Annotated in this window: 12 protein-coding genes; 6 read left to right on the forward strand and 6 right to left on the reverse strand. The window is 34.1% G+C overall.

Annotation, left to right across the window (positions count from 1 at the left end; genetic code table 11):
• Nucleotides 1-14: 14 nt before the first annotated feature.
• On the reverse strand, nucleotides 15-1013 hold the full coding sequence (locus IPO86_08300; protein ID MBK9728101.1) for a M23 family metallopeptidase: 999 nt from the start codon (nucleotides 1011-1013) through the stop codon (nucleotides 15-17).
• A gap of 176 nt (nucleotides 1014-1189) precedes the next feature.
• Between IPO86_08300 and alaS the strand changes: the two genes are divergently transcribed.
• From alaS to IPO86_08325, 5 genes are all read left to right on the forward strand, one after another.
• Nucleotides 1190-3814: an alanine--tRNA ligase gene (alaS, locus tag IPO86_08305; GenBank protein ID MBK9728102.1), complete on the forward strand. Its 2625-nt coding sequence runs from the start codon at nucleotides 1190-1192 to the stop codon at nucleotides 3812-3814.
• 100 nt (nucleotides 3815-3914) lie between these two features.
• Nucleotides 3915-4211: a hypothetical protein gene (locus IPO86_08310; GenBank protein MBK9728103.1), complete on the forward strand. Its 297-nt coding sequence runs from the start codon at nucleotides 3915-3917 to the stop codon at nucleotides 4209-4211.
• A gap of 7 nt (nucleotides 4212-4218) precedes the next feature.
• On the forward strand, nucleotides 4219-5190 hold the full coding sequence (locus tag IPO86_08315) for a Gfo/Idh/MocA family oxidoreductase (GenBank protein ID MBK9728104.1): 972 nt from the start codon (nucleotides 4219-4221) through the stop codon (nucleotides 5188-5190).
• The gene (locus tag IPO86_08320; GenBank protein ID MBK9728105.1) at nucleotides 5187-6047 is read left to right on the forward strand and encodes a hypothetical protein; all 861 of its coding nucleotides are present in this window, start codon (nucleotides 5187-5189) and stop codon (nucleotides 6045-6047) included. The genes IPO86_08315 and IPO86_08320 overlap by 4 nt, the downstream gene beginning before the upstream one ends.
• A gap of 5 nt (nucleotides 6048-6052) precedes the next feature.
• Nucleotides 6053-7465 (forward strand): sugar transferase, encoded by a 1413-nt coding sequence (locus IPO86_08325; GenBank protein MBK9728106.1) that lies wholly within the window; start codon nucleotides 6053-6055, stop codon nucleotides 7463-7465.
• A 49-nt stretch (nucleotides 7466-7514) separates the two neighbouring features.
• Here IPO86_08325 and IPO86_08330 read toward each other — a convergent pair whose 3' ends face one another.
• The 5 genes from IPO86_08330 to IPO86_08350 form a co-directional block, all read right to left on the reverse strand.
• The gene (locus IPO86_08330; protein ID MBK9728107.1) at nucleotides 7515-8567 is read right to left on the reverse strand and encodes a hypothetical protein; all 1053 of its coding nucleotides are present in this window, start codon (nucleotides 8565-8567) and stop codon (nucleotides 7515-7517) included.
• Between the two features lie 114 nt (nucleotides 8568-8681).
• A complete protein-coding gene (locus IPO86_08335) occupies nucleotides 8682-9860 on the reverse strand; it encodes an acetyl-CoA C-acyltransferase (protein MBK9728108.1) in 1179 nt (392 codons plus the stop codon).
• Nucleotides 9861-10034: 174 nt separating this feature from the next.
• The gene (locus IPO86_08340) at nucleotides 10035-10751 is read right to left on the reverse strand and encodes a hypothetical protein (protein ID MBK9728109.1); all 717 of its coding nucleotides are present in this window, start codon (nucleotides 10749-10751) and stop codon (nucleotides 10035-10037) included.
• Between the two features lie 73 nt (nucleotides 10752-10824).
• On the reverse strand, nucleotides 10825-11904 hold the full coding sequence (locus IPO86_08345) for a M42 family metallopeptidase (GenBank protein ID MBK9728110.1): 1080 nt from the start codon (nucleotides 11902-11904) through the stop codon (nucleotides 10825-10827).
• Nucleotides 11901-12554, reverse strand: a complete 654-nt coding sequence (locus tag IPO86_08350; GenBank protein ID MBK9728111.1) for an orotate phosphoribosyltransferase — start codon at nucleotides 12552-12554, stop codon at nucleotides 11901-11903. The genes IPO86_08345 and IPO86_08350 overlap by 4 nt, the downstream gene beginning before the upstream one ends.
• Before the next feature lie 2 nt (nucleotides 12555-12556).
• On the opposite strand from IPO86_08350, the gene IPO86_08355 reads away from it, so the two are divergent.
• Nucleotides 12557-13210 (forward strand): NUDIX domain-containing protein, encoded by a 654-nt coding sequence (locus IPO86_08355; GenBank protein ID MBK9728112.1) that lies wholly within the window; start codon nucleotides 12557-12559, stop codon nucleotides 13208-13210.
• Nucleotides 13211-13299 lie beyond the last annotated feature (89 nt).

The raw sequence follows: 13299 nt of genomic DNA on the forward strand, positions 1-13299 counted from the left end.
AGAGGAATTAAAATTTAATCGAATGACTGATTTGCTGCAGAAGCGAGATTTACCATTTCCTGATATTCCAAAGGACTCAGGTCATCCATACAATAATGGACTGGATTTACGGGTTTGCCATGATAGCGAACTTCATAATGACAATGTGGAGCTGTGGAAGTACCTGTACTACCAATCAATCCTATTAATTGTCCTTTTTTAACTTTTTCACCCTGGCGCACTTTAACTTCTTTCATATGTGCATATAAGGTTTGATATCCAAAGCCATGATCTATTAATACATTTCTGCCGTAGCCCGATGATTTATTTTCAATTTTTATAACACGACCATTCCCGGTAGCTTGAATCGCTGTTCCTGCAGGAGCTGCAAAATCGATGCCTTCATGCATTTTATTGATCTTATGAACCGGATGTAAGCGGATACCATAACCGGACATCTGGGCAACACCTCTATTTAGTTTATCAATACGTACAGGTTTTATAGAAGGGATACTTAAAATCATTTCCTCCCGACTTTTAGTAAGTTTTTCTAAGGTATCCAGTGATTTTGATTGCAAATATATCTGACGTTCTAATTTACCAATATAATTGCGGGTGTCTTTAAGGGAATTTCCAGCATATTTCATGCCTTGTGTAATGGCATTTGGATCGTGACCTCCAACGCCTCCTTCCCATAAATCTTTATCAATTGGGTCCATTCCAAAAAGTACCCGATGAACCTTGGCATCCCGATCCTGAATGTTATTCAATACCTTATCCATGGTGAACATTTGGTCTTTCATGATCAACATTTGATATTCAACCTGACTCAGTTCCTTTTTTAATGCTTTCTCTCGGGGTGAAGGAAAAAACTCAGAAGTCAGAAAATAAAAGAGAAATGTAGTGACAATTACAGCGGAAATGAACCCTGTAATCCTAAATATATAGGCCTTGCTTGTAAGCTTAAGCTTCTCAAACTGAAGGGTTTGTGGATTATATACGTATTTTTCAGATCTCTTCAAAGACTTCTGCATTAAAAAATACTAAATTTGCGATCCGATTTACGTTCGCCTTGTTTGAATATTACAAAAGTAATTAAATTTTCTAAGCCGGGAAAGTATTCGTAAGATTAATTTAATATATTAGATATATTATTTTGTAAATTATTGAAATTAAGATATATAAACATTAAAAAATAGTATAATACATAATGGAGTCGCATATAATTCGAACTAAGTTTCTGCAATTTTTTCAAAAATACCAACATAAAATTGTCCCGTCTGCACCCATTGTGGTTAAAGATGATCCAACTCTCATGTTCACGAATGCAGGAATGAATCCTTTTAAAGACTTTTTCCTGGGCAATAAAATTGCCGTAGATCTTAGAATTGCAGATACCCAAAAATGTTTACGAGTAAGTGGAAAGCATAATGATCTGGAAGAAGTTGGCACAGATGGTTATCACCATACGATGTTTGAAATGCTAGGAAACTGGTCATTTGGAGACTATTTTAAAGAGGAAGCCATAGAAATGGCCTGGAAACTCCTAACCGAAGAATACAAAATTCCAAAAGAGAATCTTTACGTTTCTGTCTTTGGCGGTGACGAAAAGGAGGGCCTTTCAAAAGATTTAGATGCCGTTCATTATTGGAAAAAATGGATCGATGAAGATCGAATCCTGTTTTTTGGAAAGAAAGATAATTTTTGGGAAATGGGGGATACCGGTCCTTGTGGTCCATGTTCTGAAATCCATGTAGATCTGCGAACTCCGGAACAGAAAGCTTTGCAGTCTGGAGCAGCATTAGTCAATGTTGGGACTCCAGAGGTAATGGAAATTTGGAATTTGGTTTTTATTCAATTTAATCGAAAAGCAGATGGCCGATTAGAAGAATTGCCTGCAAAACATATTGATACCGGGATGGGTTTCGAACGAATCAGTATGGTCCTTCAAAATAAAAAATCAAGTTACGATACCGATATTTTTAGCCCGGTAATAAAATTTATCTCAGAATTTACCAGAATTCCATACAAAGGTTCTTATGATCCAACTGCAAAATCTGATTTAGCCATGAGGGTATTAGCAGATCACATTCGGGCAGTAAGTTTTGCTATTGCAGATGGATCTTTACCGAATAATACCGGTCCAGGTTATGTTATTCGTAGAATTTTAAGAAGAGCAGTTCGTTATTATTACTCCTTTCTAAATATTAAAGATCCTTTTTTATATCGATTGGTACCTATTTTATCACATACCATGGGAGCCGTTTTTCCAGAATTAAATTCACAACAAGATTTAATTATAAAGGTCATCCGGGAAGAAGAAGTTTCTTTTTTAAAAACATTGGAAGATGGACTCCGGAAATTAGATCAAATGGATCCCACAACCAAACAACTTTCCGGAAAACTTGCTTTTGAATTATACGACACCTATGGCTTTCCATTCGATTTAACGCAGTTAATTGCACGGGAGAATCAATGGGTGGTCGATGAATCAGAATTTCATGCTGCAATGGCTTTACAAAAGGAACGTTCTCGTTCAGATGCTAAAAAAGAGTATTCAGACTGGAATACAGTTAAAGAAGGTCAAACTCAGTTTGTTGGATACGATACCTTGGATGTTGAACAAACGCATTTATTAAGATGGCGAAAACTAGAGTCCAAATCACAATTGCGATTTCAATTGGTTTTTGAACAAACACCATTTTATCCTGAAGGCGGTGGACAAGTTGGCGATAAAGGAATTATTTATTTTGATGATTTTCCGGTGGAAGTATTGGATACTGTGAAGGAAAATGATTTAATCCTCCATATAACAGAAGTGTTACCAGAAAATTTGACTGCCAAAGTACGAATGCAAGTCAATGGCTATCGACGATCCTTGATAGAAAACAATCATAGTGCAACGCACCTTTTGCATGCCGCCTTGCGCAGTGTGTTAGGCACCCATGTACAACAACGGGGATCTTTGGTGAAAGATGATTATTTGCGTTTTGATTTTTCACATTTTCATAAAATGGAAGAAACTGAATTACACAAAGTGGAACAATTAGTAAATGAAAAAATTCGTCAGAATATTGCAAAAGAAGAGCGCAGAAATGCACCCATTGAAGATGCAAAAAACGCGGGTGCAATGATGTTGTTTGGAGAAAAATATAGTGACAAAGTCCGGATGATTACATTTGATCCTACTTATTCTATTGAACTCTGTGGAGGTTGTCATGTAGATTATACCGGGCAGATTGGATTTTTTAAAATCACTTCAGAATCTGCCGTTGCAGCAGGCATTCGGAGGATTGAAGCGGTATCCGCATTGCGTGCAGAAGAAATGATTAACGAACAGTTTTATCAAATTCATAGTTTAAAACAATTATTTAAAAATCCTAAAAATTTAATGGATGCGGTACAAAATGTTTTAGATGAAAACAAAACCTTACAAAAACAAATTCAAGACCTCAAAGAAAAAGAAGCTACAGGCTTAAAAGCTGCATTGTTGCAAAAATTTGTTCAAAAAAATGGTATTGAAATATTGATTGATGTGATTGCAATCGATGATAGTAAAATTGTAAAAAATCTAATCTATCAAATAGCACAAGAAAAAAATCAGACTATAATTGCCTTTGGTTTTTTGGAAAACAATATGCCGAAATTAATGTGTTATATTAGTGAATCCTTAATATCAGAAAGTGTAAATGCTTCGAAATGGACCAAGGAGGCTTGTCAGATCATTGGAGGAGGTGGCGGCGGTCAAGCATTTTTTGCAAGTGGAAGTGGAATAGAAGCAACTAAATTGGAACTTGCCTTGAATGTATTTAGAGATAAAATTCAAGGTATTTAATTTGCGGATTATTAAATGAACATATAAGCTAATTGCCTCAGGACCTCACAAAGTATTCAATCTTAAGTTTAATTCAAATATCGAATAAATTAATTTAAAAATGAGCTGGACTCCAATTGCTATCACGGTTTCAATTTTTGCAGTTTTTGTTTTGTTTAATATTTACATTCGGGTAAGAACGTTTGGAATGTATAAAGAACTTGTACAAAAGCGAATTCAATTTAACTTTTCTGATATCTTTTCTGGTGCAAAATGGAATGTTGTCATGCAAGCATATCCAACGGAGCAACAATTATTAAGTCGATTTAGAAATCACATGATTTCAACAGGAATTTTGTTTATTATTGTCATTGTATTAGTATTACTATTATTGTTTTATTTGCGAAATTTCAAATAATTTTAAATTGGCTACACAAAAGTTAAAAATTGCGCTGATCGGTGCGGGTCACCTGGGAAAAATTCATTTAAAATGTATTCAACAAATTCCGGAATTCGAGTTCGTGGGGATCTATGATATTTTGGAATCCGCCAGAGCTTTGGCCGTTTCAGAATTTGGAATTAAAGCATTTGATAGCTATGAAGAGATTATTGAACAGTGTGATGCAGTAGATATTGTAACATCTACTTCGTCTCACTATACACTCGCAGCGTATGCTATTTCAAAGGGTAAACATTGTTTTATAGAAAAGCCAGTCACGAATAGTTTAGAAGAAGCGACAGAACTCAGAAAATTACTGGATGCGAATCCTGTAAAAATACAAATCGGTCATGTCGAACGTTTTAATCCTAGTTTTGCAGCGATTCGACCCTATATTAAAGAACCTAAATTTATTGAGGCACATCGATTGTCAAGCTTTAATCCCAGAGGGAGAGATGTATCTGTAATTCATGATGTGATGATACATGATCTGGATTTAATTTGTTTATTAGCAAAAAGTCCGGTAAAGGATATTAAGGCGAATGGAGTTTCCTTGGTCAGTCCTTTGCCAGATATTTGCAATGCAAGGATAGAATTTGAAAATGGTTTAGTATGTAATGTTACTGCAAGTCGTATTTCAATGAAGCAGATGCGGAAGTTAAGAATTTTTCAAGAGGATGCTTACATCAGTATAGATATGCTTGAAAAAGAAGCACAGGTTATTAGATTATTAGATGATTATCAAGACAATACATTAGAAATTGAGACCCATAAAGGCAATAAATACATATCTTTAGTGAACCCGGAAATAAAAAGTGTGAATGCAATTTTGGAAGAATTAAAATCTTTTTACAAATGTATCGTTAATGATGAGTTACCTGAAGTTAATCTGGATGAAGGAATCCAGGCATTAGCTTTAGTGCAAGCTATAACGAAGCAAATCGAAGAAAACCAATGACTTTAAACCAAAGCATCTCAGCATTCCTATTACTATTTGTCGGCTTTAGTTCTTGTGATCGGGAAGAAGAAAAAATTCCTTCCTATTTGTATATCGACCAATTTAGTTTTTCCGTTCGACCTGGAGAAGGTAGCGCAAATCAAAGATTATCAGATGCTTGGCTCTATGTTTCAAATACCTATTATGGGGCATATGAATTACCAGCTTGGATTCCGGTATTGGAAGAAGGCTTAAGTGATATCTTGATTTTACCTGGCTATAGACAAAATGGAGCCATTACAAATGCTTTTAAATATAGTTTGTTAAATCCATATACGACTAAAATAAATCTCGAACCCAAGAAAACAGATACCATAAGACCTACTACCAGTTATCAAGACGGTTTGAAGTTTTCAACCCTTGAAGATTTTAATGGAAATCATTTGTTAAGTAAAGACCGGGATGGAGACCAGGAAACACAAGTGCTGCTTTCTACTACGCAAGAAGCATTTGAAGGTTCAAATTCAGGATTAATTGAATTGACAAGCGCACATCCGGCAATTTCAGCGGAATATGTTATTGATACAAAAATTCCACAAAGTGGAGATCCTATAATACTTGAGTTTAATTATAAATCGGATATTCCGTTTTCGATCGGATTTATAGCTTATAAAGACGCTCAGGGATCACAGAGTCTGTTAAATGCTGGTGTTTTACCAAACAAAGATTGGACTAAGCTTTATTTTGATTTTAGAGAGATTTTAAATAATGCTAATTCAGATTTTTACCATTTGGCTATAGCTGCAAATTTCAGATCGGATACTGCCAAGTCAGTTCAACGAATTCTAATTGATAATATCAAAGTGATCCATCGTTAGTCGTTATGTTTAGAAGGAAAGAGAATATAATTTATATCATTCTGGATTTTATATTGGCCATATTGGCATGGTATCTCTTTATTCATTATCTCCACACCAATCATTTTTTTCTTGGTAATGAAGCAGGAATATGTGGACAAATTTACAAATCGGGTACCGTCATAATTCCAGTAACCTGGTTTTTTTTATATCTTTTAGCAGATCAGTATAAAGATGTTTATCGCTTATCGCGATGGTCGGTTTTTTCAAGAACTTTACTCTTGTCCATCGTTGGGAGTCTGATTGTATTTTTTGTATTATTAGCAAATGAAAATATAAATTTTGAAAACAGATATTTTCGAGCGATCTCAGTATATTTTAGTTATCATTTCGGATTGATAATATTATTCCGATTAATCTACTTAACGATTATCAGCAATCGATTAAAAAATGGAATTGTTGGTTTTAATACCCTCATTATTGGTGGAGATCAAAGAGCCGTTAAACTATATAACGATATTAGTTCATTGACATATAGTCTCGGGCATAAATTCGTTGGCTTTATTCATTCAAATGGCGTTAAAAGCAATGAACTATTACAATATCTTCCACAATTAGGTGGGTTAAAAGATATTAAGAATGTAATGGATGAAAATAAAATTGAAGAAGTATTACTAGCCATTGAATCAACCGAGCATGAAAAATTGAAATCTATTATAGATGTTTTATTTGAATATGGTGATCGGTTAATGGTGCGAACAATTCCAGATACCTATGATATCCTTTTAGGTTCTGTTAGATTAAATCACGTTTATGGTGCCGTATTAATAGAAATTAAACAAGAGATGATGCCAAAGTGGCAAATCATTGTAAAGCGAATTATAGATTTTGGTGTCAGTTTGATAGCTTTAATTATACTTGCTCCAATTATAATGTACATTTATATTCGAACCAAAATGTCGGGCAAAGGACCTGCGATTTATCAACAAGAACGGATCGGATTAAATGGAAAGCCTTTTCAAATTTACAAATTCAGGTCAATGGCAATAGGTGCAGAACAGAATGGCCCGCTATTATCATTTGAAGGCGATCCAAGAATTACCTCCTGGGGTGCTGTAATTAGAAAATGGCGTCTTGATGAATTACCGCAATTTTTCAATGTACTCAAAGGGGATATGTCATTGGTTGGACCACGTCCTGAAAGAAATTATTTTATTGAACAAATAATGGAAAAAGCACCACATTATAAACATCTTTTAAAAGTACGCCCTGGTATCACTTCTTGGGGTCAGGTTAAATTTGGTTATGCTTCTACTCTTGAAGAAATGTTAAAGAGATTGGAGTACGATATACTCTACGTTGAAAATCGATCTTTAGGCTTAGACTTTAAAATACTATTTTATACCATTGCAGTATTGATTCAAGGAAAAGGAAAGTAAAAACAACGAATAGAATTGCGGATGAAATGTAAGAATTAGGAGTGCTGTTTTATTGACAATTCGAAATTCCGGCTTGCAAAATTTCATCCACCGTATTGCATCCGGAAAGATTGCCATTAATAAAAATGCTTCCACCAACTTTGTTGTTTTTCAAAATTTCAAAAACACCACAACATATTGCCAATTTTTTATTATCAGTGATTTGTACGATGGTTTTAATATTTTTAATATTTTTTAAGCCATTAATATTTAATAATTCATCATTTTGAGTAATCAATAAGGCTTCCTGAAGTTCGGTAATATTTAAAAAAGCATCTATATTTTGGAGTTTGATATTATTAGTAAGAGAAATACTTTCTCCAATACTTTTTAATCCAGATAATCCATCTAGATTAACTAAAGAGTCATTTTTTTCAAAGATTAAGTCTGTGCCAATGGTATCAAGATTTTGAAATCCATCCAATCGTGTCAATGATTTGTTTTCCATAATAAGTAGGAGCTTATTAATTTTAATTAAGTTATTGAAGCCTTCAATAGAACTTAGTAGGAAGTTTCCAGAAATAAAGCAATGCCCATCAATAGAATGAAGATTGCGAAAGCCTCTGATTTTTATTAATTTCTCATTAGCAGAAATAATGAGATTACCTTTGACAGTCTTTAATGCGTTAAAGCCATCTAAAAATTCCATGGAATTTAAACGCGATAGAAAAAGATCTCCCCCAATATATTTTACTCCTTGGAGATGCTCTAATGAGCTGAATTGATCAATGGTAGACAGGGAAAGATTCCCATATATAATTTCTAACTTTTGTAATCCGTCTAGGTTCTTCAATTTTGTTTGTACAATATCAATACCTCCAATACTTCTTAAAAAACCAAGTTTAGCGAGACTGGTAATTTCACCCCGAATTTGTATGGTTCCTAAGTAACTATTGCACGAAGGCGGAAGTGTTAGTTGAAAACTATCAACTTTTGATTGTGAATTTAAAACTATAATTTCACCAGGTGTGCCGCAAGGTTCAATGGATTCACAATCACATTGAATCATTAAAATAAGAATACTAGTTAAAAGGATAAAAAGCTTTGCAAAATGAGAGTTCATGATAATAGAAAAATTGATTCACCCAAATTTACATTTATTTGAGTAATCCAAGATCCATAAATTCTGCTAGGATCTATTTCGGGTTTAGTTTATTAAAGTGTACTCCTAATCATTTTAACATCTTTCTAAAACGATTGCTGTGGCACCTCCACCTCCATTACAAATGGCAGCTAAACCATATTGACCATTCATTTGATTGAGTACCTGGCTAAGGGTGCAAACGATTCTTGATCCAGAAGATCCAAGTGGATGACCTAAAGAGACTGCTCCTCCGTGGATATTTATTTTTTGAGCATCTATTTCTAATAATTTTCCAAAAACCAAAGGTACTACTGCAAATGCTTCATTGACTTCAAAATAGTCGATTTCATTTATTTTTAAGCCGGCCCTTTTAGCTGCTAAAGGCGCTGCAATCACAGGGGTAGTAGTATATTTTTTGGGTTCCTGTTCAGCATCTGCATAGGAAACAATTCTAGCAATCGGACTTAAATTAAGTTCCTTCATTTTGGATTCACTCATTAAAACCAAAGCGGATGCTCCATCATTAATGGTAGAAGCATTTGCTGCGGTAACGGTACCATCGGTAGTAAATGCAGGTTTAAGTCCTGGGATTTTTGAAAAATCTACTTTCGTAAATTCTTCATCTTTATCAATAATTAAAGCATCTCCCTTTTTTTGAGAAACAGAAACAGGTACTATTTCTGATTTGAAACCGCCTCTATTTGTTGTCTGTGCTGATTTTGTGTAGGATGCAATTGCAAATTCATCTTGTTGCTCTCTGGTGATATTATATTCTTTTGCTGTTTGATCTGCAAATATTCCCATCACAGCTTTGTCAAAAGGATCTGTCAAGCCATCTTTTTGCAAACCATCTATCAAACTACCGGCACCAAATTTTAAACCCCATCTAGCATTTGGAAGATAGTATGGGATATTTGACATGCTTTCCATCCCTCCAGCAAGGACACAATCGGAATATCCAAGTTGAATGGATTGAGTACCTAAAGTAATTGCCTTCATTCCAGAAGCACATACCTTATTAATGGTAGTGCAAATGGTCGTTGGAAGTAATCCTGCACCCATGCCGGCTTGACGCGCTGGTGCCTGCCCTAGATTTGCAGAACAAACATTTCCCATCAATAATTCTTGAATATGCATTGCATTTATTCCAGCTCTTTCAATAGCTGCTTTTATGGCAATAGAACCAAGTTCTGTGGCAGAAAGGCTTGCTAATGATCCACCAAAACTTCCCATCGGTGTGCGTGCTATAGAAACAATATAAACTTGTTGCATTTTGAATTTAATTTAAAGTTTTAATTATGATCCTGATTGAAAAATAAGCTTGGATTATAGATTTGTGATTAAACATTTGATTTAATAGATACTTTGATGCCTGTTGAATTTATAGATTGCATTTATTTATTAAGTAATTGCTTGCTCTTTAATTATTCTTTATTTCTTTAGATTTTAGAAATTTAAAGAAATTGCTTTTATCAAAAACAAAATATCTGTTGCATAAACTGACATTTTATTTTCTTTAATTAATTTTTGAAATGCAGGGGTAAAATAACTTAAGTAAATAATTAGCTGCACAACTAATGATAAAACACTTATTTGTCCTTGTTGTTTAAGTAAAATTATAAAAAGGATCCCTAAAACAGCCAAAATCCGAATCATTATAAATAGCTGACTAAGCTTAAACATTCCGCTAAATGTCTTGTGACCATAATATTGGTCTTTTGATTTTTCTGCATAATCAAATAATAAACTCTGACATAACACCAGAATAAAAAAGTCAAATACTATGTATAGAAATAGGTTAGATGGATAAATTTTATAATTAAAACTTAGAATGCTAATTGAAACCCAACTTAAACTTATAATACTATTTTTAATAAGTGGAATATTGCGAAGGAAAAAATAGGAGCTGTGATTATGATATAATAAACAAATTAGAATTGTAAGAAACAATATACATTGGGTAGGGAATTCTAATTTAAAAAAATAATAGACAAGCCATATTCCGGGTAGAATCAGGAGTGCATAATCTGTATAATTTAATTTTGATTCAAATGGAAAATGAATTGCAAATGCAATTTTTTTTTGATAATAATAATACGTGAATGTCGATAGGAATACAAAAATAAGTGCATTCCAACCTAAGCTTACGGTATTAAAAAACAAATAGTAGTTATTGGCTAATAAGGCCAGTAAGGCGCCATAAAATAGGGATGTAAAAATTATTTTAGTTCGCGAATCAGAAATATTTATAACTTTTTTTAGGATCAATATCCAGGAGTACTTCGTAAATTAATTTGATTACATTTTCGATATCTTCAATATTTGCAGCTTCCACTGTAGTATGCATATAACGCAAAGGAAGGGAAATAAGTACAGACGGCACTCCACCATTTGAATAGGCAAATGCGTCGGTATCTGTGCCTGTTGTTCTAGAGGATGCATTTCGTTGAAATGGAATTTTATGTTTTTCAGCAGTTTTCACAACCATTTGTTGCAATATATTGTGAACTGGCGGAGCATAACATAAGACGGGTCCAGCTCCACATTTTATAGATCCTTGTTCCTTTGTTTTTAGCATTGGAGTATGGGTATCATGTGTTACATCTGTGATAATCGCTACGTTTGGTTTAATGGTTTCAGCGATCATTTCAGCACCTCTTAATCCAATTTCTTCCTGAACTGCATTTACGATATAGAGCGAATATGGAAGTTTAATTTTGTTCTTCTTTAAAAGTCTTGCAACTTCTGCAATACAAAATCCTCCCATTCGATTGTCAAGAGCACGACCTACATAATAGCGGTCATTTAATTTCATTAGCCCATCTTCATAGGTAATGCAACATCCAACATGGATACCCATTTTTTCAACTTCTTCTTTGTCTTTAGCTCCTACATCTATAAATATATTTTCAAGAGTCGCCAAAAGATTCGTGTCGTTGCCTTTTCGAGTATGGATTGCAGGCCATCCAAATACGCCCTGGACGATTCCTTTCGGGGTATGTATTAAAACTCTTTTGGATGGTGCAATAGACTGATCAATGCCTCCATTTCGGATAACATAAATAAAACCATCATCGGTTATATAATTGACCATCCAGGATATTTCATCAGAATGACCTTCTATGACCACTTTAAATGGTTTTCCTGGATTTACGACTCCAAAAAGAGTCCCGTAATTATCTAAAGTCCATTCATCAATAAATTCTTTGATATAAGCTAACCAGATTTTCTGTCCTTCAGCTTCATATCCGGTCGGAGACGGATTATTGAGGTAATTATAGAGGAATTCCTCTGATTTTTTGTTGATAATTTTCATAAATTGGCTTTCTTCAAAAGGAAATTGTCAGACCAAAGTTTTGGATCTCCATTCCATTTTGAGAGGTTTTCGGAATCGGTATTGTTGATGTATTTTTGATGCAAAGCCTGTTCCAAAAGTGTATTAAAGTCGGATAAAGTATGAAATGAGATGTTTTTTTCTAAAAATTTTGCCTGAGCAGCCTGAAAACCATACTGAAATATAGCAATTAAACCCAAAACAGGATTCCCATTTAATTCTAATGCCTGAATTGCTTCTATTGAACTTCCTCCAGTAGAAACTAAGTCTTCAATCACTAATACCTTGGTTCCGGTTGATATTTCACCTTCAAGAAGGTTTTTGAGCCCATGCTCTTTTGGTTTTGCCCGCACATAGACAAAAGGCAATCCTAATCGATCTGCCAGAAGTGCTCCCCATGCAATTCCTGCAGTAGCAACACCCGCAATTGCTCCAGCTTCTGCAAATAATTTAGCTTTTTCGACAAATGCCGATACAATTTCATCCCTAATTTCAGGGTATGAAAGTATCTTGCGGTTATCACAGTAAATAGGTGATCGCAAACCAGAGGCCCAGGTAAAAGGTTCTTGAACATTTAATTTGACAGCCTTAATTTGAAGTAAGCGATCTGCTATATCTTGTGTTAATCCCATATATGGCAATAGAACAGCAAACATACGAAATTAACGTTGACGAAAATTCCTTGATTCTCATGAATGAAGAGGATATAGCAGAATCCCTGGCAGGGCCAAATCAATTGGTTTTTCCTTATCGAAATGTCAAGAAAACCTTGTTCAACTATCTGGATACACTTGAAAAATCAAATCGCTTTTATTCCATTGTATTATATTCCAAAGATGTGCAATTATTATTTGAAGATCTTAAGAGTTTATTGCTTTGGGTACCAGCTGCTGGTGGAGTTATTGAAAATCATGAAAAGAAAATTTTAATGATCTTTAGAAAAGGGTTTTGGGATTTGCCAAAGGGAAAATTAGACTCCAATGAAAAATCTAAATCTGCAGCAGTTAGAGAATGTATGGAGGAAACTGGCTTACATAATATATCATTGCATTCTAAATTGGCGGAGACCTGGCACATCTACCGGGAAAAAAGTAATCAGCGAGCACTTAAACGCACCAAATGGTATTTTATGAGCTATGCTGATCATGAAACGCCAATTCCACAAATTGAAGAAAATATTGAAATTATAGAATGGCTAACTTTTGAAGAAGCAATGCAAAAAAAACCAATCCATAAAAATATTCTATTGGTACTTCAAAAATATCAAGAAATGAAAGGAACATCTTGAAACAACACAAGTGTAATTTAAGGATCCTTTTATATTCTATTCCAGTAATTTAGAATTTTTATATATTCTAATTTTGACATTTCACATAA

This window comes from Saprospiraceae bacterium (assembly GCA_016717265.1).
Classification (GTDB): Bacteria; Bacteroidota; Bacteroidia; order Chitinophagales; family Saprospiraceae; genus Vicinibacter.